This is a genomic window from Erythrobacter tepidarius (assembly GCF_002155695.1).
GTDB lineage: Bacteria > Pseudomonadota > Alphaproteobacteria > Sphingomonadales > Sphingomonadaceae > Erythrobacter > Erythrobacter tepidarius.
Window position 1 is genome coordinate 246,892 of sequence record NZ_MUYJ01000002.1, and the last position, 25,549, is coordinate 272,440.

General features: G+C 67.2%; 21 protein-coding genes. 9 read left to right on the forward strand and 12 right to left on the reverse strand.

The annotated features are described in order from the left end of the window. Nucleotides 1–27: 27 nt before the first annotated feature. Genes BZF61_RS02770 through BZF61_RS02780 form a run of 3 tightly spaced genes read right to left on the reverse strand, consistent with a single transcriptional unit; the run spans nucleotide 28 to nucleotide 3,934 of the window. Nucleotides 28–942 (reverse strand): aldo/keto reductase, encoded by a 915-nt coding sequence (locus BZF61_RS02770; protein WP_086617100.1) that lies wholly within the window; start codon nucleotides 940–942, stop codon nucleotides 28–30. Next, on the reverse strand, nucleotides 939–1,949 hold the full coding sequence (locus BZF61_RS02775; RefSeq protein ID WP_086617101.1) for a LacI family DNA-binding transcriptional regulator: 1,011 nt from the start codon (nucleotides 1,947–1,949) through the stop codon (nucleotides 939–941). Before BZF61_RS02775 ends, BZF61_RS02770 begins: the two co-directional genes overlap by 4 nt. Next, on the reverse strand, nucleotides 1,946–3,934 hold the full coding sequence (locus tag BZF61_RS02780) for an alpha-glucosidase (protein WP_086617102.1): 1,989 nt from the start codon (nucleotides 3,932–3,934) through the stop codon (nucleotides 1,946–1,948). The genes BZF61_RS02775 and BZF61_RS02780 overlap by 4 nt, the downstream gene beginning before the upstream one ends. A 164-nt stretch (nucleotides 3,935–4,098) precedes the next feature. On the opposite strand from BZF61_RS02780, the gene BZF61_RS02785 reads away from it, so the two are divergent. The 8 genes from BZF61_RS02785 to BZF61_RS02820 all read left to right on the forward strand — a co-directional run bounded on the left by BZF61_RS02785 (nucleotide 4,099) and on the right by BZF61_RS02820 (nucleotide 13,196). Further along, on the forward strand, nucleotides 4,099–6,408 hold the full coding sequence (locus tag BZF61_RS02785; protein ID WP_086617103.1) for a TonB-dependent receptor: 2,310 nt from the start codon (nucleotides 4,099–4,101) through the stop codon (nucleotides 6,406–6,408). Nucleotides 6,409–6,502: 94 nt separating this feature from the next. Then, the gene (locus BZF61_RS02790) at nucleotides 6,503–7,771 is read left to right on the forward strand and encodes an MFS transporter (RefSeq protein WP_086617104.1); all 1,269 of its coding nucleotides are present in this window, start codon (nucleotides 6,503–6,505) and stop codon (nucleotides 7,769–7,771) included. Between the two features lie 96 nt (nucleotides 7,772–7,867). After that, the gene (locus BZF61_RS02795; protein ID WP_086617105.1) at nucleotides 7,868–8,962 is read left to right on the forward strand and encodes a YeiH family protein; all 1,095 of its coding nucleotides are present in this window, start codon (nucleotides 7,868–7,870) and stop codon (nucleotides 8,960–8,962) included. After that, nucleotides 8,959–10,452, forward strand: a complete 1,494-nt coding sequence (locus BZF61_RS02800) for a glycerol-3-phosphate dehydrogenase (RefSeq protein WP_086617182.1) — start codon at nucleotides 8,959–8,961, stop codon at nucleotides 10,450–10,452. Before BZF61_RS02795 ends, BZF61_RS02800 begins: the two co-directional genes overlap by 4 nt. Continuing rightward, on the forward strand, nucleotides 10,449–11,021 hold the full coding sequence (locus BZF61_RS02805) for an NADPH-dependent FMN reductase (protein WP_086617106.1): 573 nt from the start codon (nucleotides 10,449–10,451) through the stop codon (nucleotides 11,019–11,021). Before BZF61_RS02800 ends, BZF61_RS02805 begins: the two co-directional genes overlap by 4 nt. Further along, nucleotides 11,018–11,635, forward strand: a complete 618-nt coding sequence (gene ribB / locus BZF61_RS02810) for a 3,4-dihydroxy-2-butanone-4-phosphate synthase (RefSeq protein ID WP_245804479.1) — start codon at nucleotides 11,018–11,020, stop codon at nucleotides 11,633–11,635. The genes BZF61_RS02805 and ribB overlap by 4 nt, the downstream gene beginning before the upstream one ends. After that, entirely contained in the window at nucleotides 11,632–12,843 is a 1,212-nt protein-coding gene (locus tag BZF61_RS02815; RefSeq protein ID WP_086617108.1) for a molybdopterin-dependent oxidoreductase, read from the forward strand. The genes ribB and BZF61_RS02815 overlap by 4 nt, the downstream gene beginning before the upstream one ends. Beyond that, the gene (locus tag BZF61_RS02820; protein ID WP_086617109.1) at nucleotides 12,840–13,196 is read left to right on the forward strand and encodes a hypothetical protein; all 357 of its coding nucleotides are present in this window, start codon (nucleotides 12,840–12,842) and stop codon (nucleotides 13,194–13,196) included. Before BZF61_RS02815 ends, BZF61_RS02820 begins: the two co-directional genes overlap by 4 nt. On the opposite strand, the gene BZF61_RS02825 is transcribed toward BZF61_RS02820, so the two are convergent. Together BZF61_RS02825 and BZF61_RS02830 are read right to left on the reverse strand one after the other, a co-directional pair. Beyond that, the gene (locus tag BZF61_RS02825) at nucleotides 13,167–14,177 is read right to left on the reverse strand and encodes a sugar kinase (protein WP_086617110.1); all 1,011 of its coding nucleotides are present in this window, start codon (nucleotides 14,175–14,177) and stop codon (nucleotides 13,167–13,169) included. The genes BZF61_RS02820 and BZF61_RS02825 overlap by 30 nt on opposite strands. Then, nucleotides 14,174–15,085: an SMP-30/gluconolactonase/LRE family protein gene (locus tag BZF61_RS02830; protein WP_086617111.1), complete on the reverse strand. Its 912-nt coding sequence runs from the start codon at nucleotides 15,083–15,085 to the stop codon at nucleotides 14,174–14,176. The genes BZF61_RS02825 and BZF61_RS02830 overlap by 4 nt, the downstream gene beginning before the upstream one ends. Before the next feature lie 72 nt (nucleotides 15,086–15,157). Here BZF61_RS02830 and BZF61_RS02835 point away from each other — a divergent pair, with 72 nt between their 5' ends. Further along, nucleotides 15,158–15,784 carry a 2-dehydro-3-deoxy-6-phosphogalactonate aldolase gene (locus BZF61_RS02835; RefSeq protein ID WP_086617183.1) on the forward strand — a complete coding sequence of 209 codons (627 nt, stop codon included), beginning with the start codon at nucleotides 15,158–15,160 and terminating at the stop codon, nucleotides 15,782–15,784. Here the strand turns inward: BZF61_RS02835 and BZF61_RS02840 are convergent. The 7 genes from BZF61_RS02840 to BZF61_RS02870 all read right to left on the reverse strand — a co-directional run bounded on the left by BZF61_RS02840 (nucleotide 15,781) and on the right by BZF61_RS02870 (nucleotide 25,546). Beyond that, the gene (locus BZF61_RS02840) at nucleotides 15,781–16,551 is read right to left on the reverse strand and encodes an SDR family NAD(P)-dependent oxidoreductase (protein ID WP_086617112.1); all 771 of its coding nucleotides are present in this window, start codon (nucleotides 16,549–16,551) and stop codon (nucleotides 15,781–15,783) included. The genes BZF61_RS02835 and BZF61_RS02840 overlap by 4 nt on opposite strands. Next, entirely contained in the window at nucleotides 16,551–18,275 is a 1,725-nt protein-coding gene (locus BZF61_RS02845; protein WP_086617113.1) for an IlvD/Edd family dehydratase, read from the reverse strand. Before BZF61_RS02845 ends, BZF61_RS02840 begins: the two co-directional genes overlap by 1 nt. A 69-nt stretch (nucleotides 18,276–18,344) precedes the next feature. Next, nucleotides 18,345–19,331, reverse strand: coding sequence for a DUF2891 domain-containing protein (locus BZF61_RS02850; protein ID WP_086617114.1), 987 nt, complete (start codon nucleotides 19,329–19,331; stop codon nucleotides 18,345–18,347). Continuing rightward, nucleotides 19,322–20,272: a DUF979 domain-containing protein gene (locus tag BZF61_RS02855; protein ID WP_086617115.1), complete on the reverse strand. Its 951-nt coding sequence runs from the start codon at nucleotides 20,270–20,272 to the stop codon at nucleotides 19,322–19,324. The genes BZF61_RS02850 and BZF61_RS02855 overlap by 10 nt, the downstream gene beginning before the upstream one ends. After that, nucleotides 20,269–20,940, reverse strand: coding sequence for a DUF969 domain-containing protein (locus tag BZF61_RS02860; protein ID WP_086617116.1), 672 nt, complete (start codon nucleotides 20,938–20,940; stop codon nucleotides 20,269–20,271). Before BZF61_RS02860 ends, BZF61_RS02855 begins: the two co-directional genes overlap by 4 nt. Continuing rightward, nucleotides 20,937–24,482, reverse strand: coding sequence for a hydantoinase B/oxoprolinase family protein (locus BZF61_RS02865; RefSeq protein ID WP_086617117.1), 3,546 nt, complete (start codon nucleotides 24,480–24,482; stop codon nucleotides 20,937–20,939). Before BZF61_RS02865 ends, BZF61_RS02860 begins: the two co-directional genes overlap by 4 nt. Beyond that, the gene (locus BZF61_RS02870; protein ID WP_086617118.1) at nucleotides 24,479–25,546 is read right to left on the reverse strand and encodes an Rv3169 family protein; all 1,068 of its coding nucleotides are present in this window, start codon (nucleotides 25,544–25,546) and stop codon (nucleotides 24,479–24,481) included. Before BZF61_RS02870 ends, BZF61_RS02865 begins: the two co-directional genes overlap by 4 nt. Nucleotides 25,547–25,549 lie beyond the last annotated feature (3 nt).

The window sequence follows — 25,549 nt, forward strand, 5'->3', positions numbered from 1 at the left end:
AGTCTCGTTTCGTTTCAGACCGCTGGATCAGGGCAGCGGCACGCCCCGCGCGGCAACCAGCACCGCGTACCAGTCGGCCCGCGTCCAGCGCACCGTGAGTGCCTGCGCCCCCTCGGCGATGCGTGCGGCGTTTTGCGAACCGATGATCGGGATGATCCCGGCCGGATGCGCCATCAGCCAGCTATAGGCCGCAACGGTGCGCGAGACGCCTTGCGCCTCGGCCACCACGTCGAGCGCCGCCGCCACCGCCTTGTCGCGTGGGGTTTCCGGCGCGGCGAGACGCCCGCCGCTGAGCGGCGACCAGGCCAGCGGAGTAAGGCCGAGCATCATCGCCTGATCGAGTTCGCCGTTTTCGAAGCAATCGATCCGCAAGGGGCTGATTTCCGGCTGGGTCGTCACCAGCTTGTGCCCGAGGAAATGATTGAGCGCGGCAATCTGCGCTGGGGTGAAGTTCGAAACCCCCAGCGCCTTGATCTTGCCGCTCGCCACCGCGTCGTCGAGCACACGGGCCGTCTCCTGCGGGTGCGCGAGGATATCGGGGCGGTGGATCTGCCACAAATCGACGCTGTCCACTTTCAGCCGCCGCAGCGAAGCCTCGATCGCCTTCCTCAGGTAGTCGGCACTTTGATCATAGGGCAGCGGCGGAAGGATGCCGCCCTTGGTCGCCAGCACCATGCGGCCTCGCAGGCACGGCTCCGCCGCCAGCACCTCGCCCAGCAGCACTTCGGCATCACCGAAGCCACCGCTGCCGTCGAAGCCATAGATGTCGGCGGTGTCAAGAAAGGTGATCCCCGCATCGAGCGCGGCGTGCACCAGCTTCGCCGTATCCGCCGCGGTGCGGCCATTCTCGGCCAGACGCCACATCCCCCATGCGATGGAGGACACCTCGAAATCGCTTCGGCCAAGTCGGCGCGTGGCGGGCGGCAGGGGCAGTTCACTCATTGGGGGTTCCTTTTGGGGGGAGCGACCGAAGCACGTTCGACAAGCTCATGGGGCAAGCGCTTGTGGGTAATGTCCCCGCCCGCAATCAAGATCTGGGTGGCGGTGCGCGCGAGGTCGGCCATCGGCTGGCGGATGGTGGTCAGCGGCGGCCATACGGTGCGTGCGAGCGTCGTGTCGTCGAAACCGGTCACCGACAGCTCGGCGGGAACGCTGATCCCGCGGTCATGCGCCACGGCAAGCACGCCTGCGGCCATGTCGTCGTTCGAGGCGAAGATCGCAGAGGGACGATCGGGCAGATCGAGCAACGCCTTGGCTCCGGCGACACCGCTGTCGAAATCGAATTCGCCATCAACGACAAGACCCGGCTCGAAGGGAATACCGACCCGGTCCAAGGCACGGCGATAGCCGAACAGGCGATCCTCGGAGGCCATGTGGTTGGCGTGGCCCTTGATGAAACCGATCCGGCGGTGTCCAGCATTGATCAGATGGGTGGTCATGTCATCGGCGGCCTGCGCGTCGTCCATGAATACCGACGAGGTCAGCGCGTGGTTGGTACCGGGCGAAATCCGCACGAAAGGCACGTCCATCGTTTCCAGCGCGCGCAGCACCGGGCCGCAGTCGGTGACTGGAGACGAAAGAATGATCCCGTCGACATGGGTCTCGCTGACCAGACCACGCACCTGCTCGCCCACCCGTGGATCGGCAACGTCGACCGGCTGGGCGAGCAGGCGGATCCCCTTTTCCTGGCACACCTCCCAGCAGCCCTTCTGGATCTGGAACATGTAAAAGGGACTGTGATTGTCGTAGATCAGCGCAATCTGGTTCGACTTCGCGCCCGAAAGAATGCGTGCCGCAACCGACGGGCGGTAGTCGAGTTCGGCCATCGCCGCCTCGACCCGCGCCTTCAGCTCGGCGCTGACATAAGGGTGGCCGTTGAGCACCCGGCTGACGGTCTTGACCGCCACGCCCGCGCGGGCGGCGACATCTTTGATATTGGCGCGGCTCATGTGGCGAGCTCCCTGAACAGCGGCGCAAAGGCACTTTGCGGGCGGTAGAACACCGGCGGCTCACCGAGGGGCGCTGCGACGCTGTGCCAGCCGGGAGGATAATCGCGCCCACTCCACAAGTGCCGCCAAGCCCCCTGCGGCAGATAGACGCGCCGCTCTCTCGCCCCCGCTGCGATCACCGGTGCCACCATCACATCCTGCCCATAGAGGAACTGATCCTGAAGGGTGAAGGTCTCCGCGTCTTGCGGATAGTGCAGGAACAGCGCACGCTGGGCCGGAAGGCCGATTTCCCGCGCTTCGGCGACGAGGTGCTGGACATAGGGGGCAAGGGCCGCGTGGATGCGGCTCCACCGTACGAAGCCGGCAACCAGGCTCGGCGAGGAATCGATCTGAAGATTGTCGTCGGGGCGATTGCCTTCGTGGGTACGGAACACGGGGCTGAACGCGCCCAGCTCGTACCAGCGCAACATCAGCTCTTCGGTCCGGACATTGCCGAAAAGGCTGGTGTAGCCACCGACGTCGGAATGGCTGAAGGCATTGCCGACGAGGCCGGACGACAGCGCGGCGGTGATAACCGTGCCGATCCCGTCATGGCGGCTGAAATCAACCGACTGGTCGCCCGCCCAAAGAAGCGGGCAGTGCGCCTGCACCCCGGTATGTCCGGCGCGCATGAACCACAGCACGTCGCCCGTCCGCTCCCTTGAAGCGACCGCCCGCGCATTGACCTCGGCCCAGCGCACAGGCCAGCGGTTGTGCTCCTGCATCGGGTCGCCAGCGTGGAGGCGCAGGTCGGTGGGCAGGTATTCACCGAAATCCGCCATCCACCCATCAAGCCCGAAATCGAGCATCCGCTTGCCGATCACATCTTCGATGAACCAGTCGCAGGCGGCAGGATTGGTGAAGTCGACCACGCCCGCGTCGAACTCGCCGAAATCGACGAGATAGGGCGCATCCGCATCCAGCCGGAGGGCAAGGAAGCCCCTCGCTGACGCTTCGGGGAAAAGCGGGCCGTCGACCGCAAGGTATGGGTTGACGTAACCGAGGAAGCGGATGCCACGCGCTTTAAGAGCGGTGATACGGGCCGGCAGATCGGGGTAGCGGGCGGGATTCCATTGCCAGTCCCAGAACAATCGGCGCCCGAAGCTGGTCTCGCGGATGCCGACCCAGTCTTCGCACCACAGGCCCGCAATCGCCGCCCCCGCCTCGATCAGCGCCTCGAGCCGGGCGAAACTGGCCTCGCCCGCTTTGAGCCCGACAATGGCACCGCCCAGCGCCCAATCGGGCAGGGCGTGGCGCGGGCCGAAGCGCGCACCCAGCTGGCGGGCGAGCTCGGCAGGCGCGCCCTCGAACAGGTCGATCACGACCTCGGCCGACCACACATCGACGCGCAGCCGCCCAGGCACGCAGGCATCCAGTTCGACATATTCGCTATTGGCAAGGCTGATCGCCCAGCCGCCCGAGCACAGCACGGTGGGTTCGGGATAGTTGGTGGTCCAGTAATCCCCGCCCGCAAAGCTGCCATCGGCGCTGGCCTGATCGGTGAGCGGGGTGCCTGGCTCCCGGCCCACACCCGGCTCGCTGGTCCAGATCGGGAACTTGCGGCCATTGAGCGCAAGATAGCTCATCTGCTCGCCGGCGCCCCACAGCACGTCGTCCGGGGCCAGCGCGAAATCGAGCGTCACCCGGTCATGGCCCGAAAGCGCTGTCACCGCCAGACGTGGTGCATCGGGTGCAAGACTTACCGCCACTGCGGCGGCCCCATCGGTGCTGGAGAGCCGCACTGCCGCCGGCCCGATCATTTCGCATTTGGACAGTGGCCCTGCGGCCACAGGGCTATCCGAGAGGCGGAAATTGCCGCGCACCATCGTCACCACTGGATCACCCGAAGCGACCGAAATGGAAAGACTTTCCGGATCATGGCGCAGCACGCAGCGCCCGCCCAGCAGCAGGGCAAATCCCCCCTCGCTAGGCGTCAACCGCACCATGCCTGACCCGTGATCCTCCACCGGACTGTCCCTCTGTCCGCTCTGACACCGCTTGACATATCGGGACAGAAAGCGCAACCCGAAGAGCGAAAGATCGACCGCACGGGCGAAGATCTTGAACCGCGCCCGAAAGATTCGATCACGACGCAGGGGAGAACATCACGATGCCGACCACCACCCGATTTGCGCTCAAGACGCTGGCCCTGTCGGCCAGCGCGATTGCCCTCATCCACACCGCACCGGCCCTAGCGCAGGTCGATGAAATCATCGTAACTGCACAGAAAGTGGAAGAAAATGTGCAGGATGTGCCGATCGCAATCACCGCGGTTCCGGGCGACCGGCTGGAGCAGGCGGTGGTGTTCAATCTTGAAACCATTTCCACCATCGTGCCCTCGGTGACTTTCCGCAAGGGCACCACCAGCGCCAACAGCGCGATCGTGATGCGCGGAGTCGGCACCATCACTTTCTCGATCGCGGCCGAGCCGAGTGTGTCCACCGTTGTCGACGGCGTGGTGCTGTCGCGTTCGGGCCAGGCATTCATGGATCTGGTCGATATCGAGCGGCTCGAAGTGCTGCGCGGCCCGCAGGGCACGCTGTTCGGGCGCAACGCCTCGGCCGGGCTCGTCAACATCGTCTCCAAGGGCGGCAGCGACACTTTTGAGGCGCAGGCCAATGCCGACTGGTTCGAAGACGACGAATGGCGCCTGCGCGCGTCCCTTGCCGGCCCGCTGGCGGAAAACCTCACCGCCCGCGTAACCGCCTTCTACGGCAGTTTCGACGGCAATATCACCAACATCAATGGCGGTCGCAACCGCAAGGTCAACGGTTACGAGCGTTACGGGGCGCGCGGCCTGATCGACTACGAGGATGGCGGCACGAAGTTGCGTTTCATCGCCGACTACATGAAGGCCGATGATGATTGCTGCGCTGACGTGACCGGCGTAAGCCGTGGTGCGGTGCTCGATGCCGAACTCGGCCTGCCGGGCGGTTCGGCGCAGGGCGAGAACCAGCGCTTCGTCAACCACAACCTCGTCACAGAAACGCGTGATCGCCAGTGGAGCCTCACCGGATCGGGCGACTTCGCGCTCGGCGATACCCACACGCTCAGCATCGTGCTGGGCTACCGCAACTGGTTCAACCGCGAGATCCGCGAAGGCGACTTCCTGCCGCGCGCGCTGGTCGGCACTGCCCAGCTGCATGACGACGGCGTCGTGCGCACCGAGCAATACTCGATCGAAGCGCGCATCGCCTCGGATCAGACCAAGGACTTCTTCTATCAGGCCGGCGTGTTCGCGTGGCAATCGGACAACAGCCAGGTGTTCACCCGCCGCGACATCACCTGCGCCAGCTCGACCCTGCCGGTCGATCCGGTCACCGGCGGGCGGCCGTGCAACATCAACGACACGGTCAACACCATCTTCCCCACCGCAACATCGTTCAGCGACGTGACGTCGAAGAACTTCGCGATCTTCGGGCAGGCAACCTATCGCATCACCGAGCAGCTCTCGCTGACCGGCGGCCTGCGCTACACCTGGGACGATCTCGAATTCACCCACACTCGTGCGCCGGGCGTGAACGCCGTCACCGGCCTGCCTGCGACCGGGCCGGGCATCTCGGGCAATCCGGCGGGCGGCACGCTGGCGAGCGGCGGCAACGGCACCAACACCTCGGCCGGCAGCACCGACAATGGCAACCTTTCGGGCCGCGCGGTGCTACAGTTCTCGCCCAGCGAGGACGTGATGCTCTACGGTTCCTACACCCGCGGCTACAAGGGGCCGGCGTTCAACGTGTTCTTCAACCACACCGCCCCGGCCAACGCCGTTCCGATCGACGAGGAGTTGTCCGACTCGTTCGAAATCGGCATCAAATCGCAGTTCCTCGATCGCCGCGTGCAGCTCAATCTTGCAGCCTTCTCGGTCGAGTATGACGGCTTTCAGGCCAACAACTTCGTGCTGCTCAACGGCGCGGTGGTGTCGAACCTGACCAACGCCGGCACGGTCAAGAGCGAGGGCTTCGAGGCCGACCTCGTGGTCGCGCCGACCGACGGGCTGACCCTGCGCGCCAGCGCAGCCTATGCCGACGCGCGGGTCAAGGAGTTCAACCCCAATCCGCTGACCAACGCGCCCGACGCGCGCAACGGCACCCAGCTGCCGCTCGCGCCGAAGTTCGTCTATACCATCGGCGGCGACTACGAGACCGATCTGGGCGGTGTCCGGCTCTATCTCAACACCGATTTCCGCCACACCAGCCGGCAGTTCTCCGATCTCGGGGAACAGGGGCCGATCGATCCCTACGGCATCTGGAACGCCAGTATCGGCTTCTCGGACCCGGACGACAACTACCGCCTGACCTTCCACGCCCGCAACATCACCGACAACAGCTACGTGCTGCTGAACGTGTCGAACGGCCAGCGGCTGCAGATCCCGCGCGACGCGGATCGTTACTTCGGGGTGTCCCTGCGCGCCCGGATGTGATGGGCCCTTTGCGCCCGTGAACAGGACAAGGGGCCGTCGGAGCAATCCGGCGGCCCTTCTTGTCTGCCTCTGCCGTCAATCCTAGGAACTCAAGATGGTCACCGCGCCCTCGCCTCTTTCCAACCGCCTGCGCTGGTCGCTGTTCACGGTGCTGTGCATCGCCGGCGTGTTCAACGCGATGGACCGACCGATCATCGCCATTCTCAAGCCCGACATGATGGCCGATTTCGCTTGGAGCGACAGCGACTTCGGCGATCTGGCCGCGGTCACCCAGTTCTCCGCGGCCTTTGCCTTCCTGTTCACCGGCTGGCTGGTCGACCGGTTGGGGGTCAACCGTTCGATGCAGGTCGGCGCGAGCGCCTGGAGCCTTGCGGCCATGGCGCATGGCTGGGCGATGACCACCGCCCATGTGGTGGCCGCGCGCATTGGCCTCGGGGTAACCGAGGCGGTGCAGACCCCGCTCACCATCAAGACCGTCGCCACGCTGTTCCCGCCCGACAAGCGCTCCTTCGCCTTCGGTTTTGCAACCTTGCTGGCCGGTGCGGGGACGATCGCCATGCCCTTCATTATCCCCGCACTGGCGCTGGCGGTGGGCTGGCGCGGGGCGCTGGTGGCGGGCGGGATCGGCGGTTTTGCCTCGCTTGTGGCGTGGATGTGGCTGGCGCGCGGCGTGGTGCAACTGCGCAATGCCGCACCCACGGATGTCGTACCACCCGCCGATGCGGCTGCAACCGACAGCTATGGCGCGATCCTCTTGAGCCGCAGCACCTGGGCAATCGTCGTTGCCAAGGCACTTTCGGACATGACCTGGTGGTTCATCAACTTCTGGCTAGCCGATTACTACCGCAGGGAATTCGGCCTCTCGACGCTCGAGCTGGCGGTGCCGCTGGCGATCGCCTTTGCTGGGTCGGGGCTTGGAGCGCTGCTGGCGGGCTGGGCTTCGACCCGGCTGCTAGAGGCGGGCTGGAGCCCCAACCGCGTTCGGAAGGGCATGATGCTGGTCTGCGCTCTGATCGTGGCCCCGCTGCCGCTGGTGCTGGCGCTCGACAGTTTCTGGCCGGTCGCGGTGATGATCGGGGTGGTGATGGCGGGCCACCAGGGCTTCTCGCTCTCGCTGTTCTCGACCATCACCGATGTTGTCCCCAACGCCAGAGTCGGGCGGGTGACAGCTCTCGGGGCCTTCATGGGCAATATGGGGGGCGTGGCGATCAGCCTTGTCACCGGGCGCGTGCTCGATGCCGGCTTCGGCTTCGTGCCGCTGTTCATCTTCGCGGCTGCATCCTATCTTCTTGCGCTGGCGTGGTTCCAATGGCTGCTGCCCGAAATCCGCCGCGACGAGGGCGCGTTGGGCCGCGCTGCCTGAAAACGCCGCCTCGAGCGGTTGCAATGGCGGGACGCGGGGGATAGAATGTGACACCGTGAGACATAAAATGCGGAACAGGGCAGGGGCAGTCGGCCGATGAAGCGCGGGTCGCACCCCGATTTCGATGCTTACGCCGGCGATCTGTTCGGCGAGATGATGCTCGCCGACAGCGTCGCTGCGAACAACGCGCCACCCGAGCGGAAGCCCCTGTCGCGCTTTGTCCCAGGCATCGCGATCTGCGCCATCGCCGGGGCTGCCGCTGCGTGGCTGGCGCAGAATTATGGCGTTCCGATCATTCTGGCCGGGTTGCTGCTTGGTCTCGCGCTCAATTTCGCTGCAGGCGATGTGCGCACCCATGACGGGCTCGATGCGACCGCGCGTTATGGCCTGAGGGCAGGAATCGTGCTGCTCGGCTTGCAGGTTACCTTGATGCAAATCGCCGCAATGGGCGCGGTGCCGTTTGTGGGCCTCGCACTCGTCATGGTGGCAGCAATCGCGGCCGCATTGCTGGCCGCGCGCGCCACCGGACAAAGCCCTGCCATCGGGCTGCTTGCCGGCGGATCGACCGCGATCTGCGGCGCTTCGGCGGCGCTTGCACTCTATGGCGCGATCGGGCGCGAGCGGATCGGGCAGGCGCAGTTCACGCTGACGCTCGTTATCCTCGCCGCGGCCTCGGCGGTTGCGCTTGTCATCTATCCGCCGCTGGCGAAGATGCTGGCCTTCAGCGATGCGCAGGCGGGGTTTCTGGTCGGCGCCTCGGTGCACGACGTCGCGCAGGCGATTGGCGCTGGCTTTGCCGTATCCGATGCGGCCGGCGCACAGGCGACCGTGGTGAAGCTCACCCGCGTCGCCCTGCTGGCTCCGCTGGTGACGCTCGCCGCCTTGTGGATCGCACGCGTCCAGCCGATTGCGACCAGCGGCAATGCCGCGCGCTTGCCGTTGTTGCCGGGCTTTATCCTCGCCTTTCTCGCGCTGGTGGCGGTCAACTCGCTGGTCACCGTGCCGCCCGTCCTCGTCGCCACCGCGCTGACCCTGTCCAAGGCCCTTTTGCTGCTCGCCGTCACCGCCACAGCGATGCGCACCCGTACCGATCTGCTGCTGGAGCTTGGCTGGCGTGCGGTGATGCCGGTGCTCGCGGCGACCATCGCCTCGCTCGGCGTGGCGCTGGCCTTTGCGCGGTGGATGCTGTGACCGGGGCCGTGTTCGATCTTGCGGTCATCGGCGGCGGTGTCAACGGCGCCGGGATCGCCCGCGATGCCGCCGGACGCGGCGCAAAAGTGCTGCTGCTCGAACGCGGCGACCTCGCCGAGGGCACTTCGTCCAGCTCCACCAAGCTGATTCACGGCGGCCTCAGGTATCTTGAGCACTACGAGTTCGGCCTGGTGCGCGAGGCCTTGAGCGAGCGCGAGGTGCTGTGGGGCATCGCGCCGCATATCATCTGGCCGCTGCGTTTCATCCTGCCGCACCGCAAGGGCCTTCGCCCGCGCTGGCTGCTCAGGCTCGGCCTGTTCCTCTATGACCATATCGGCGGGCGCAAGTTTCTGCCCCCGGCCCAGAGCGTGCTGCTGGCCAACCATCCCGCCGGCGCGGCTCTAAAGCCCGAATACACCCGCGCTTTCGCCTATTCGGATGCCTGGGTGGACGATGCAAGGCTGGTCATCCTCAACGCCCGCGATGCGGCTGACCGGGGAGCCGAAGTGCGCACCCGCTGTGAGGTGACCTGCTTGACGCGCGCGAGCGGGTTGTGGCGCATCGACGCGGGAAGCGAGACCTTCCGTGCCCGCGCCGTGGTGAATGCCGCCGGCCCGCGCGTGCTGGAACTGCTCGCGCGGGCGGGCCAGCCGACCAGCCAGAAAATGCGTCTGGTGCGCGGCTCGCACATTGTCGTGAAGAAACTGTTCGATCACCCCTTCGCCTATTTCTTCCAGCTTCCCGACGGGCGAATCTTCTTTGCCATCCCCTACGAGGAGGATTTCACCCTGATCGGCACCACCGATGTCGATCACCACGGCAGCCTCGCGGAGGTGAAGGCCAGCCCGGAGGAGATCGCCTATCTGTGCGCTGGCGCTTCGGAATATTTCCGCACCCCTGTAACCCCGGCAGACGTGGTGTGGACCTATTCGGGGGTGCGGCCGCTGATCGACGACGGTTCGGGCAAGCCCGAGGCGGCGACGCGCGGCTACCGCTTCGAGCTGGACGGCGGGAGCGACGGCACGCCGCCGCTGCTCACGGTGTTCGGCGGCAAGATCACCACCTACCGCGAACTCAGCGCCGAGGCAGTCGGGCGGCTCGCGCCCTTCCTGCCGGTGTTGGCGGGCGCGGACTGGACCGGTGCGGCCAATCTGCCAGGCGGTAATTTCGGCCGCTACGATGCCCCCGCCCTCGCCCGCAGCCTTGCCCGGCGTTACCCATTCCTGGACGAGACCCAGGCCCGCCGCTTGACCCGCCTCTACGGCACGATCGCCCAGGATTTCCTTGGCGAGGCGGCCAGCGCCGCCGATCTGGGCGAGGATTTCGGCCATGGGCTGACCGCTGCCGAGGTCGACCACCTCATAGCGCGCGAATGGGCGCGCACACCCGAGGACATCCTGTGGCGTCGCACCAAGCTTGGCCTCCACTTCACAGCCGGCCAAACCGCAAGGCTCGCTGCCTATCTCGCTGAAAGGATCACCCCCGCATGACCCGAATCGTAGCCCTTGGCGGCACGGTCAATCCCGGCTCCTCGACCGAACAGGCCCTGCGTCTTGCCGCCGGCATCGCCGCTGAGGAAGGCGCCGAGGTAACGGTCTTCGGCGGTGAATATCTCACCGCCCTGCCGCATTATCTGGGGCCGCAGCACGATTCCTCGCAAGGCGCGGAGATGGTCGCGGCGGTGCGCGAGGCCGACGGCTTGCTCATCGCCGCACCCGGCTATCACGGCACGATCTCGGGCGTGGTGAAGAACGCGCTCGACTACCTCGAAGACCTCGCGCGCGATGAACGCCCCTACCTCGATGGGCGCGCGGTCGGCCTGATTGCCACCGCTTTCGGTGATCAGGCCTCGATGAGCACCTTGCAGACGATGCGCGCGATAACCCATGCCTTGCGCGGCTGGCCGACCCCAATGGGCGCGACGATCCGCACCTATCACGGGCTTTTCTCCCCTGATGGCGAATGCCTCGACGAACGCGCGCGCAGCCAGCTCGAACTGGTGGGCAGGCAGGTCGTGCTGGGCGCGCGCAGTTTTGCCGCCGGGAGGAATCTGGCGTGAGCGGGGCCGCGGATCTCGATGCGGCGCTGGCGGCGGTGGCCGCCGGGCGGATCATCGTCATCGTCGGCGACCGGCTGCGCGGGGGCGATATCGACCTGATGTGCGCCGCGCGCCATGTCACGCCGCAAGCAATCAATTTCATGGCGACCCACGGGCGCGGCCTGATCTGCCTCGCGGTTACGCCGCAGCGCGCCGCACAGCTGGGCCTGTCGCTGGTCAACCCCGGCACCGAGCGCCAGACCGGACGGCCTTTTGCCCGCTCGATCGAGGCCGCGCATGGTGTCTCGACCGGCATCTCCGCCGCCGACCGCGCGCACACGGTGCGGGTGGCCATTGCCGAGGGAGCGAGCGCGGCGGATATCCACTCGCCCGGCCATGTCTTCCCGCTGATTGCCAAGGAGGGCGGGGTGCTGGCCCGGCCCTCGGCCTGTGAGGCATCGATCGATCTGGCACGGCTGGCGGGGGCAGGCGATGCCGCGGTGATCTGCTCGATCATGCGCGACGACGGCGAGATGGCGCGGATCGACGACATCGGCGACCTGATTGCAGCGCATGGGCTGGCGGTGGCGGATATCGGCGCGCTGATCGACCGCCTGGCAGGGGCCGCGGCATGAGCGGGGTCCGGCTCACCCGCCGCGCGCTGATTGCAGGGGCGGGCACCACCGCCCTGGCCGCACCGGGGCTGGCCCAGAGCCTGGTGGGACAGCTGGTCGATCTCGGCCTGCCCGACGGGCCAAGCCTGCGCCCCACCACCCCCGCCTTTCCCGGCAAGGGCGAAATGATCGTCCAGCGCGTCAACGCACCTGTGCTCGAAACCCCGATGAGCGTGTTCCGCGAAGGCCTCATCACCCCCAATGATCGCTTCTTCGTGCGCTGGAACTGGCCAATGCCGACCGCAGTGAAGGCTGGCGCGCATCGCGTGGCGGTGGGCGGCGCGGTGAGGCAGGCCGTCTCGCTCACGCTGGACGAGATCGCCGCAGCGGGCGAGCATGTCTCGATTGTCGCGATCAACCAATGTGCAGGCAACGGGCGCGGGCTCAGCGAGCCGCGCGTCACCGGCACCCAGTGGGGCAACGGGGCGATGGGCTGCGCCAAGTGGACGGGCGTGCGCTTGAGGGACGTGCTGGCCAAGGCCGGCATCGCGGCCGGGGCGACCCGCGTGCGCTTTGCCGGATTGGATGTGCCGCTGGTGGACGGCGCGCCACAGTTCATCAAGTCGATCCCGCTCGATATCGCGATGCGCGACGATGTGCTCGTCGCGTGGGGCATGAACGACGAACCGCTCCCGATCCTCCACGGCTTCCCGCTGCGGATCGTGGTGCCGGGGTGGTTCTCGACCTATTGGGTCAAGATGCTCTCGACCATCGAGGTGCTGACCGGCGAGGACGACAGCTATTACGTGGCCAAGTCCTACCGCGTGCCGGCCGCGCCGGTGACACCCGAAGACAAGGACTTCCCCACGATCCCCATCACCGCCATGCCCCCGCGCGCCTTCATCACCAGCCATGCCGACGGCGCGGTGGTGGCAAAGGGCCAGCCGCTGACGCTTGAAGGCATCGCGTTTGGCGGCGACTGCGCGCTCGAGCGGGTCGACCTGGTGGGAGAAGGATGGGAAATGCCCTGCACCCTTGGCCCCGACGAACACGGCCCCTACGCCTTCCGCCGCTGGTCGGTGACGCTGCCACCGCTAGCGGGCGATCTTTCCCAAATCGGCGTGCGTGCGCGCAATGTGCAGGGTGCGGTGCAACCGGATCGGCTTGCCTGGAACCCCTCGGGCTATGCCCGCAATGTGATCGAACGGATCACGCTGAGGGCGCAATGAGGCACGCACTTGTCCTTGTCGCGCTGATGCTGCTCGCCGCGTGCGAGCGCGCGCCCGAAGTCACTTTCGCCGATGCGGCGATAACCCTGCCCGACGATCCGACGGAACTGCCCGACCTGCCTGGGCGCGATGCGGTGATCGCCAATTGCACCGCCTGCCATTCACCCTCGACGATGCTCCAGCAGCCGGCGATCCCGCGCGCCAGGTGGGAAAGCATCATCGGCAAGATGACCGAGGTCTACAAGGCACCGATCGATCAGAGCGCCGTGCCGGAGATCGTCGACTATCTGCTGGCGGCGCAGGCTGCCCGCCCGCCCGAGCGCTCAGCGCCGGACGTCGCCCCCACCTCCTAGCGCAGCGATATCGGCAAGCGAGGCACGCAGGAAATCCCCCGCCACCGAATGCGCCCATTCGCTGCAGGATGCAGCAAAGCCGATGGTCGCCTCGCGCGTCATCCCGGTTACCAATCCGTGGATCACGCCTGCGGCAAAGGCATCACCGGTCCCGACCCGATCGACGATATCCGCAAGCGCGATGGTGCGGCTGACCGACAGCCCTTCGCGGTCGGCGAGCAAGGCGGTGAGATCCTGCCGCTCGCTCGAATGCACCTCGCGGCGGGTGGCGGCGACGGCGCGGATGCGCGGCGATAGCGCGAACAGCGCCTCGGCAGCGGCATGGAAGCCCGCGTCAGGATCGCCGCTGCTGAAGTCCGTGCCCGTCATCATCCCCGCCGCCCGTCGGCCGGCGAAGACGAGATCGGCCTCGCACGAAAGCTCGCGCAGGATCGCCGCCGCTTGCGCTTCGCGCGCCTGCCACAGGCTCGGGCGGTAATTGGTGTCGAAGGCAATCTTCACCCCTGCCGCCTGCGCTGCCGCCATCGCCCCCCGCAGCGCCGCCAACGCCCGTTCGCCAAGCGCGGCAGTAATCCCGCCGACCACCAGCCAGTCCGCCCCTTCGAGCAGCGCAGGCCAAGCATAGGCCGCAGGATCACAGCACGCAAAGGCGGAATGGGCGCGGTCATAGGCGACATGCGCCGGTCGGCGCATCGCGCCGGGCTGCAGGAAATAGAGGCCCAGCCGGCTGTCGGGCACGATCTGCGCCACCAGCGTCACGCCCATCGCGCCGAGCGCTTGCTGCGCGCCTTGGCCGAGCGAATTGTCGGGCAGCGCCGTCACCAGCCGCGCATCATGTCCGAAACCTGCCAGCGCCACCGCGACATTGGCCTCGGCCCCGCAGAAGCTCGGCTCGAGCCGAGGCTGCTGGAACAGCACCTCGCCCGGCAGCGCAGCGAGCCGCAACAGCACTTCGCCAAAGCTGACAATCCGTCCCGTCATCGCCGCCTCCCTCGGCCACGCCACACAGGTGCGGGCAAGCCGGTAACGCCCGCGCGATAGACGAAAAGATCGCCTGCCTGCGGCTCCTTCGCCAACGCTTCGTCCGAAAGGCCGGTACGCGCGGTGGTGACGAACAGCAGATTGCAGTCCGCCCCGCCAAAGGTCACGCAGCTGACCTGCGAGACCGGCAGTTCGATCTGCACAAACCGGCTGCCATCGGAGTTGTACGCCGTCACCCGTCCGCTGCCCCACTCGGCATTCCATAAGCGCCCTGCTGCATCGACATCAGCCCCGTCGGGATAGGCGTTGCCGGTGAGCCGCGCGAAGATTTCCGCCGCGCCCAGCGCGCCCGTCGCCGGATCGAGCTGATAGCGCTCAATCACCTGCGTCGGTGTGTCGGTGAAGTAGAGCACGGTGCCATCGGGGGCGAAGGCGATTGCATTGCTGATCGCGATCCCCCGGCGCACCGCCGTGGCACTTTCACCATCGAGCCGATAGAGCGTGGCCTGCTCGGGCGGAGCAAGCGTGCTGTCCTCGACCATGCTGCCCGCCCAGAAGCGCCCCTCCCGGTCGATCCGTCCGTCATTCATCCGCAGCCCGCGATAGTCAGGCTCGGTCTTGCACAGCCAGGCACACGCCCCCGTCGCCGGCGTGTAGAGCGCAAAGCCGCTGGCAAAGGCGCAGATCAACTGTGCGGGATCATCGGTAAGCCCGAGCGAACCGAGCCGCTCGGGCAGATCGAAGCGGGTCAGCGCAGCCGAAGGCCAGTCGAGCCGTAGCAATTGCGCGGCCGCGATATCGGTGAACCACAGGCAGCCGAGCCGGTGATCCCACACCGGCCCTTCGCCCAAGGCGCACTGCGCCGGGATGATCTTTACCAATTCGATTGTGGCCGCCTCCGCTGTCATGATGCCCTTGTTGCGTTGGCGCGCTGATTAGGCAACAGCTTGTGGATTGAACGGCGCAAGGCGGGGCTGCACATGACGCACACAATCGAAGGCAGGCTGCCGCTGGCGGCGATCCTGCGCGGGCTGGAGCCCGAGCGCGCCGTGGCGGTGGGCGAGGCGCTGGTCGAGGCCGGGTTCGACATCATCGAGGTTCCGCTCAATTCGCCCGATCCGCTCGCCAGCATCGCCGTGCTGGTGGAGGCGCTGGGCACCCGTGCGCTGGTGGGGGCGGGCACGGTGCTGGCCGAAGCGGAGGTGGATGCGCTTGCCGCGATCGGCGCGGGGCTGGTGGTCTCGCCCAATTGCAACCCCGCCGTGATCCGCCGCAGCGTGGGCCATGGCATGGTAAGCCTGCCGGGCTGTTTCACCCCCACCGAGATGTTCGCCGCGATCGAGGCAGGGGCCAGCGGCCTCAAGCTCTTTCCTGCCGAAGCCGCCAGCCCGGCGGTGATCCGGGCTGTGCGGGCGGTGCTGCCGCCGCAGGTGCCGCTGCTGGCGGTGGGCGGGATCGCGCCTGACAACATGGGCGATTTTCTCGCCGCGGGCGCCGACGGGTTCGGGATCGGCGGAGCGCTGTTCCGCCCGAGCAAGCCGCTGGCCGAGATCGCCACCGATGCCCGCGCAATTGTCGCGGCGTTCAAGGCTGCACGCGCGGGCTAGACCCGTCCGGCGTCGATCACGAAGTGCTGGTTGGTGATCATCCGGCTGTCGTCCGACGCCAGGAACAGCGCCAGGTTCGCCGCATCGCGCGGCTGGATGCGCTGTTTGAGGCAGGTCTGTTCCATCCACTCCGCCTCGGCCTCCGGCGTCAGCCACAGCGCGAGCTGGCGCGGGGTGACAACCCAGCCGGGCAGGATCGCGTTCACCCGGATGCCGTCCATCCCGTAGCGCCGCGCTAAGGACTTGGTGAGGCCCAGCAGCCCCGCCTTGGCGGTGGCGTATCCCGGCATATCGGCCGGGCCGAGCAGCGCGTTGATCGAGGAGAAGTTGATGATCGCCCCGCCATTGCCCCCACCGCGCATCAGCTCGACCGCGCGCTGCGAGGCGAAGAAGGCACAATCGAGATTGACCGCGATGCAGCGCCGCCAGCCCGCCTCGTCCATTTCCAGCGGATCGTGGCGGGTGTCGTTGGCGACATTGTTGACCAGCACCTCAAGCCCGCCCGATGCCGCCGCGAATGCGCTGATCGCTGCTTGAAGCGCGGGCGTATCGGTCACATCGAGCGCGCGAAACCACGGGCGCGGATGGCCTGCCGCCGCGATCTGTTCGGCCAGCGCCTCCGCCGCGTCTGCCGCCAGATCGCAATGGCCGACAATCGCCCCCTGTTCGCTGAAGGCTTCGACCATCGCCGCGCCGATGCCGCTCGCTCCACCGGTGATGAACACGCGGCGCCCGGCGAGGCTGGGATAGGTGGCATGGGCCTGCATCAATGGCTCTCCCGCCTCACTTCGTCACCGCTCGACCCGACGAGGAAGTCGAGATCGGCGCCCAGATGCGCCTGCATCACGTGGGCCCGGTGCAGCGCGACATAGCCGCGCGTGGTGTCATAGGCCTCGGGCGGACGCAGGGCGGCACGGCGGGCGAGTTCCGCGTCGGACACCATCAGGTTCAGCGTGCGCGCTTCGGCGTCGAGCACGATCTCGTCGCCGGTCTCGACCAGAGCAAGCGGCCCGCCGACCGAGGTTTCGGGCGAGACATGCAGCACAACCGTGCCGAAGGCCGTGCCGCTCATCCGCGCATCGGAAATCCGTACCATGTCGGTCACGCCCTGTGCGAGCAGCTTGGGCGGGATCGGCATATTGCCGACCTCGGGCATCCCCGGATAGCCCTTGGGCCCGCAACCCTTGAGCACCATGATCGAACTGGCGTCGATCTCCAGCGCAGGATCGTCCACCCGCGCCTTGAAGTCCTCGATCGTCTCGAACACCACCGCGCGTCCGCGATGGCTGAGCAGATGCGGCGAGGCCGCGCTTGGTTTCATGATCGCACCCTCGGGCGCGATATTGCCGCGCAGCACCCAGATGCCCGAGGCCTGCTTGAACGGCTTGTCCAGCGTGCCGATCACGTCCCGGTTGAAGATTTCCGCGCCCGCGATCTGCTCGCCGATGGTCTGGCCCGAGACGGTCTCGGCATCGAGGTTGAGATGCGCCGCCATTGCCGCCATCAGCGCCGGCATCCCGCCGGCATAGTGCAGGTCCTCCATCAGATATTCGCCCGAAGGCATGATGTTGGCGAGCAGCGGCATCGCCCCGCCAAGCCTGTCGAAATCGTCCAGCGTCAGCGGCACGCCCACCCGGCCGGCCAGCGCCAGAAGGTGAATGACCGAATTGGTCGATCCGCCGATTGCGGCGTGCACCAGAACCGCGTTCTCGAAGGCGGCGCGGGTGAGGAAGTGTGACAGGCGCTTGTCGGCGCGCACCAGTTCGACGATCCGCCGGCCAGTCGCGTGGGCCATCGCCTGGCGGTTGGCATCGACCGCGGGGATTGTCGCATTGTATTTGAGCGCCACCCCCAGCGCCTCGGTGATCGCGGCGAAGCTGGAGGCCGAACCCATCGTGTTGCAGGTGCCGCGCGAGCGCGACATGCCGCTTTCGGCAGCGAAGAACTCATCCGGCGACATTGCGCCCGCGCGCACCGCCTCGGAGAATTTCCACACATCGGTGCCCGAACCGATATCGCGCCCGCGATACTTGCCATTGAGCATCGGCCCGGAGGAGATCACCATGGTCGGCAGGTCAACGCTCGCCGCGCCCATGAGCTGGCCCGGCGTGGTCTTGTCGCAGCCGCCCAACAGTACCACCCCGTCGATAGGGTTGCCGCGAATCGATTCTTCCACCTCCATCGCCAGGAGATTGCGGAACAGCATCGCGGTGGGGCGCATCTGGGTTTCGCCCAGCGACATGGCCGGGAATTCGAGTGGCAGGCCGCCAGCTTCCCACACCCCGCGCTTCACGTAATCGGCCAGTTCGCGCAAATGCGAATTGCATGGCGTCAGCTCCGACCAGGTGTTGCAGATGCCGATCACCGGTCGCCCGTCGAAAGCGTCGGCGGGATAGCCCTGCGCCTTCATCCATGAGCGGTGAATGAACCCGTCGCGGTCGAGCTTGCCATAGCTGTGTCCACTGCGCCGCTTGCGCGAATTGCCCTCCATGCCCGTGCCGCGCTCCTCGCTAGTGCCGATGCTGCAACCCTAGGCCGCATCAGCAGCAGATTCCATCGCTTACTCGCCCGCGAGCAGCGCCAGCAGCGCGAAACTCGCGAGCCAGTGCTCGCCCATGTAGTCCCCGGCAACATGCGGTAGCGCGGCAGCGAGATGCTGGTCGGCACGCCGCCGCAGCGCCGCACCCTGCGTCCTGCCCAGCACTGCGGCGATCTCGCGCAGGCACCATGCGCGGCTCAGGTTCAGCCCGTCGAGATGGGCGATCTTGCCATCGCTGCGATCCGAGACGGTGACCGGGCGGCACTTGCGCTCCAGCCAGCCGTTCTCCACCACCAGCGCGGAAAACCACGGCGCAAAGGCGAGATGCGGGCGCACCTCGGCCATCAGCAGTGCGGCGGTGAGCACGGGCGAGAGAAACTCGTCGCCCCCCGGCTCCCACCCGGCATAGTCGCGGCGCTGGCCGAAGGCACGCTCCGCCCAGTCGTCGATCAGCATGACGAGGTCAGGGTCGCGGGCAACCGCCCAGCGCCGCGCCAGCACCAGCGCGAAGGCGGTGTTGAAGTGCGTGCCGACGGTAATCGGATAGGTCAGGATATTGAGGTAATCCCGCAGCCGCGCAGCGAAGGCCCGCGCCAGCGGTTCTAACCTTGCGCCCCATTCGCGGTCGGTGTGCCGCGCGGCCTCGTGATGGAGATAGATCAGCCAGCCCCAGCCATAGGGCCGCTCGAACCCGCGCGCCGAGGGACGATCGAGATAGGCCAGTTCCACCGCGAGCTTTTCGGGGGTGAAGGTCGTCTCGGCCAGCGCGTCGATCTTGGCGGACTCGGGCATGGCGGGATAGAGCCGCCGCAATGTCAAGAGCGTCCACCAGCCGTGCACGCAGGAATGCCAGTCGTAACTGCCGAAGAACACCGGATGGGCCACTTGCGGCAAGCGCAGGTCGCCCTCGCCGGTGAACACGTGATCGTCCTTGTAGGGGAACGGCCGCGCTACATGGCCCAGCGCGATACGGGCGAAATTGCGGGCGATGTCCTCGGTCAGTTCCACAGCACGAAGGCGCCCACATAGATGATCACGACATTGCACATCCACAGCGGCACAGCGGTGCCCACCTGCTGGCGGATGACGCCATTCTGGTCCCTGAGTCCGAGCAGCGCCGCGGGCACGATGTTGAAGTTCGCCGCCATCGGGGTGAGCAGCGTGCCGCAGAAGCCCGCCAGCATCCCCACCGCGCCGATCACCGCCGGATTGCCGCCATATTCTTCCACCAGCAGCGGAATGCCGATCGCCGCCGCCATAACCGGGAAGGCGGCGAAGGCATTGCCCATGATCATCGTGAACAGCGCCATGCCAAGCGCAAAGACTACCACCGCCAGCAGCACGCTGCCTTCGGGTATGATGCCGCCCGCGATACTGCCGATAATATCGCCCACGCCTGCCAGCGCGAAGACCGCGCCAAGCGCCGCTAGCAGCTGCGGCAGGATCGCCGCCCAGCCGATCGAATCGAGCAGCCGCCGCCCCTCCTCGGCCGGAGCCATCAGCGGCGGTCGCAGCCATACCATCGCCGCGATCAGCGCCGCAATCACTCCGATGCCGAACAGGATCAGGGTCTCGCGCCGGGCCTCGAACAGACCGGTTTGCCCAAGCGGGGTATAATTGTAGAGCAGCGTCCCCGCGACCGCCGTCAACGGCACGATCAACGCGGGCAGAAACAGCCGGTTGCCGAGCCGCGTCGCGCTTTGCTGCCGCTGCACGGGCGTGGTCGTGGGTGGATCGCTGCGCTTCACCCTCCCCAGTCCGGCGATCACCACCATCGCCAGCACCAGCCCCCCGTTGACGAGGTCGGAAAGGTGGCTGCCGAGGAGAAAACTCGCCGCCAGCAGTGCCCAGAACCCTGCATTGCCGCGCCGCCCATCTGTCCACGACCGAACCGCCCAAAGCGCGAAGAAAGCACCTGCCAGCAGATAGAGCCATTCATAGGTAATCACGGCTGCGCCCTTCCGAGCCTGCGATCGAAGGCGCGAATGCGGCCCGCGTGAATCACGAAAGCGCACAGCGCGCTCGGGATCGCCCAGACCGACAGCTCCAGCGGTGCGAGCGGATAGCCCGCGGCCTCGAACACGCCCTGGATCAGCAGGATCGAGGCGATTGCGAAAAAGATGTCCTCGCCGAAGAACAACCCGATATTATCGGTTGCTGCGGCCATCGCCTTCACCTCATCGCGCGCATCGTCGGGCAGATCGCCGTGGGTCTTGGCCGCGGCGGCTTCGGCCATCGGCGCGACCAGCGGGCGCACCGCCTGGGCATGGCCGCCGATATCCTTCATCCCCAGCGCCGAGGTGATCTGGCGGAAGGCGAGATAGGCGATCAGCAGCTTGCCCATCGTCGCCCCGCGCATCCCTTCGATCACGGCGCGGGCGCGTTGCTGGAGGCCGTAGCGTTCGAGCAGCCCGATCACCGGCAGGATGATCCAGGTGACCGAGATATAGCGGTTATCGTTGAAGGCCTTGCCCAGCGTCTCCACCACCGCCAGCAGATCGAGCCCCGCCAGCACCCCCGTCGCCAGCGCGGCACTAACCACCACCAGCAGCGGGTTGAACCGGAGGGCGAAGCCCAGCACGACGATGGCGATGCCCGCCAGCGGCCAGTAGTTCATGCCCCCACCTCTCCGAACCCGCCGCCGCCCGGGGTTTCGATGACGAACATATCACCGGGCTGCATGTGCGCCGAACCAATCGCGGCAAGCTCCTCGCGGGTGCCGTCGATGCGCTCGATCCAGTTTCGCCCCGGCAGCGCATCGCCCCCGCCGCATAGGCCGCGCGGCGGCACCTTGCGGCGATTGGCAAGGATATTGGCGCGCATCGGTTCGAGGAAGGTAAGGCGCCGCACCACCCCATCGCCCCCGCGCTGCCGCCCCACACCGCCCGAGCCGCGCCGGATGGAAAATTCCTCCAGTCGCACCGGCAAGCGGGTTTCCAGGATTTCGGGATCGGTGATGCGGCTGTTGGTCATGTGCGTCTGCACCGCGCTGGTGCCAGGGTGATCCGGCCCCGCGCCAGAACCGCCGCAGATCGTCTCGTAATATTGGTGCCTTTCGTTGCCAAAGGTGAAGTTGTTCATTGTCCCCTGCGCCGGCGCAAGCCTGCCGGTCGCCGCGAAGAGTGCATCGGTGACGACCTGACTGGTCTCGACATTGCCCGCCACCACCGCCGCGCCAGGGCGCGGGTTCAGCAGCGAGCCTTCGGGCACGATCAGGGTCACGGGCCTGAGGCACCCGTCGTTCATCGGGATCGCATCGTCGATCAGCGTACGCAGGACATAGAGCGCAGCAGCGCGGGTGATCGCGCGCGGGGCGTTGAAATTGTCGGGCTGCTGTTCGCTGGTGCCGGTGAAGTCGAACACCGCCGAGCGCGCCTGGCGGTCGATGCGGATCGCGACCTTGATGCAGGCGCCGTTGTCCATCGCATAGGCGAATTCCCCATCATCCAGCCCGCCGAGCAGGCGCCGGATGCTTTCCTCGGCGTTGTCGAGGACATGGTTCATGTAGGCGGCGATGACGTGCGATCCGTGCTCTGCCGCCGCGCGTGCGAGCAGCTCGGCTCCGCGCGTACAGGCGGCCAGCTGGGCACGCAGGTCGGAAAGGTTGCGTTCGGGATTGCGTGCCGGATATGTCGCCGCTGCGAGCATCTCGCGCAGCGCCGCCTCGCGAAAGGTACCTTCGTCGACCATCAGCAGATTGTCGATCAGCACGCCCTCTTCGTCGATCGTCCGGCTTTCGGGCGGCATCGAGCCGGGTGCGATCCCGCCGATATCGGCATGGTGCCCGCGCGCGGCAACGAAGGCGTCGGGTTCCACGCTTGCGGGATGGTAGAACACAGGCACGATCACCGTGATGTCGGGCAAGTGGGTGCCGCCGCGATAGGGATCGTTGAGGACATAGGCATCCCCGCGCCGGAACCCTCGCCCATCCCGCGCGCTCCCCCGCGCTTCGATCACCCGCGCGATGGAATCGCCCATGCTGCCGAGGTGAACGGGGATATGCGGCGCATTGGCAATCAGGCTTCCCTGCGCATCAAACAGCGCACAGGAGAAATCGAGCCGCTCCTTGATGTTCACCGAAGTCGCGGTGCTCTGCAGCACCACGCCCATTTCCTCGGCGATCGCCATGAACAGGTTGTTGAAGATTTCGAGCCTTACCGGATCGACCGCGGTTCCGGCGGCGCGTCCGCGCGCCAGCGGCACGGTGCGCTTCAGGACAAGGCTGCCTTCATGGGCCAGGCGCGCCTGCCAGCCTTCATCGACCACGGTGGTCGAGCCTGGATCGATGATCAGCGCCGGACCGGTGACCACTGCGCCAGCCGTCATTCCGGCGCGGGCGATGGTGGGCCAAGTCCCGCTCGCCGCGCCGTGCACCGCAACTGGCGCGATAGCAGCACTCGCCAGCCCGCCCGCCTGTCCGCTCGCCTCGACGCTCAGCGCCTCGACGATGATCGTCCCTTCCGCCTCGCAGTAGCCGAAGCGCTGGCGGTGGAGCGTGCGGAAGGCCGCGTCCATCGCCGCCGGATCGCCGCAGGGGATCGCCAGCACGCAATCGCTCCCGGCAAAGCGCAGGCGGGCGCGGCTATCCAGCCGGATAGCCCCTTCGGCGATGCCCTGATCGGCGAGATCCCGGCGCGCGGCATGTTCAAGCGCAGCCAGTTCCCTCGCGAAGCTCTCGCCCAGCGGACGGACCAGGCTGACTTCGCGGATTGTCTTTACCGAGGCAAGGCCGATGCCATAGGCCGAAAGCATCCCGGCGAGCGGATGGACCAGCACCGTCTCCATCCCCAGCGCATCGGCGACGCGGCAGGCGTGCTGGCCGCCGGCGCCACCGAAACAGGCCAGCGCATAGGTGGTGACGTCATGCCCGCGCGCGACCGAGATCTGGCGGATCGCGCCCGCCATGTTGTCGATGGCGATGGCAAGGAAACCTTCGGCGATGTCGGCGAGCGGGCGCGGTTCGGGCAGCAACGCGGCGACCTCTTCCAGCCGTGCCCGCGCCGCTTGGGGATCGAGCGGCTGGTCGCCCCCGGGGCCGAATACGGGCGGAAAGAAGGCCGGATCGATCCGTCCGAGGAACAGGTTGCAGTCGGTCACGGTCAGCGGCCCGCCCTTGCGATAGCAGGCCGGGCCTGGGTCTGCGCCCGCGCTCTCGGGGCCGACCCGGAAACGCGCGCCGTCAAAGCGGCAGATCGACCCACCCCCGGCGGCCACGGTATGGATCTGCATCATCGGCGCAGCGATGCGCACGCCTGCGATGACGCTGTCGCCGGTCAGCTCATATTCGCCCGCGTAATGCGCGACATCGGTGCTGGTGCCGCCCATGTCGAATCCGATCAGCCGCGAGTGGCCGAGCGGCGCACTGGCCGCGACCATGCCCACCACGCCCCCCGCCGGGCCGGACAGGACCGCGTCCTTGCCGCGAAACGCGCCCACCTCGGCCAGCCCGCCGTTGGACTGCATGAAGCGCAAGGCCCCGGCCTTGGGCAGGCTTGCCTGCAAGCCATCGGTGTAGCGGCGCAGCACCGGCGAGAGATAGGCATCGACCACGGTGGTATCTCCGCGCGGGATCAGGCGGATCAGCGGAGCGACCTCATGGCTGACGCTGACCTGAGCAAAACCGATTTCGCGGGCAATGGCCGCCAGCCGCGCCTCGTGGTCGCGGTGCTGCCAGCCATGCATGAGCACGATGGCGAGCGCATCGAAGCCCTCGGCGCGAAGGGCCTTGAAGGCCACGCGCGCCGCCTCCTCGTCGAGCGGGCGCAGCACCGTGCCGTCCACCGCAACCCGCTCGTCGATCTCCACCACTTTGGCCGGCAGCTGTTCGGGCAAAATGATATGGCGCGCGAAGATCCGGGGCCGCGCCTGGGTGCCGATCCGGAGAGCATCGGCAAAGCCACGGGTGATGGCCAGCGCCAACCGCTCGCCCTTGCGCTCAAGCAGGGCGTTGGTGGCCACCGTCGTGCCGATCCTGAGCTCGGCAATCGGACCCTCGCCATAGCGCGCCATCAGCCGCCGCACCGCCTCGCTTGCGGCATCGGCATAAAGCCCGGGGTTTTCGGATAGGAGCTTTTCGGTCACCAGCCGGCCGTCGGGGGTCGTCGCCACCACATCGGTAAAGGTGCCGCCGCGATCGACGGCAAAACGCCATGCCGTCATCCCGACAATCCGCTGAGGCCGAGGGGGGCATAGTCGCCGATGGCGAGCTGTTCGAACACGCCCATCCCGGCTTCGCCGTCCGGTCCGGTCACCCGGCACAGCATCTGCACATGGAGATTATCGGGCCGCGCCGGGTCGATCGCGGCGAGATCGATATCCTCACGCTCGACGTCGAGTGTGCCGTGATCGAGCCCATGGCCCCATCTCGGCGAGGTATAGCCGAGGCCGCGCATCTGGAAGCGGCTGACCGGCTCCAGCACGAAGCGCTCGCCACCAACCGCAAGCGTGCTGCTGGCGGGCCAGCGGGTGCCGGGCGCCAGCCGGGTGTCCATCCGCGGCGCGTGGTCTTCGACGAAGGCGTCGGCCGCAGCGCCGTCAGGCACGATTACCGCGCGGGTGTTCCACGCGGTGCCGTCGGCATGGGCGTTCAGGTGATAGAACAAGCTGCGGGTGGGCAGGTTGACCGGGGTCCATTGCCAGAAGAACTGCGGCAGGCTGCGCCCGGCGAATTGCGGATCCGCCGCGCCGACGGGGCGGATCCCCCAGCTGCGGTCGCGCGTTCCCATGCTGCCGGTGGCAAGCGTCTCGCGCATCCCGTCGACGGCGATCCAGCCCTCGTAATGGCCGTTCTGGGTAAGGCGGGTGTAGTCCATCACCGTGCGCGCGCCCGCGCGCCAGGTGAAGCGCGGCTCCTCGATCGGGAAGGCGCGGCCCGTGAAGGTGATGTCGGCAGCGATGCCCTCGCCCTCGACGATGACCCTGAGGCGCCGAAGCGGCTCGACGATTTCAATGCGCACCGGCCCGCAGGACAGGTCCATGCGCTCCATGCCGAGCCGGCGGCTGGCATGGAGGCAGTGCTGCACGCCGCCTCGCACCGCGCAGAAATGCGCGTCGGCGACGTCGAGATGGGGATAGACTCCGAAGGCCACCGCAAAGAAGCTGCCGCCATCGGGCGCATAGCCATTGAAGAAATAGCGATCGTAGAAATTGCGATCCGTGCCCGCATAGGCGACCGGATCGGGGGTCTGGTGGATCGGGTAATCGTCACCCCGGCTCAGAACCATTGC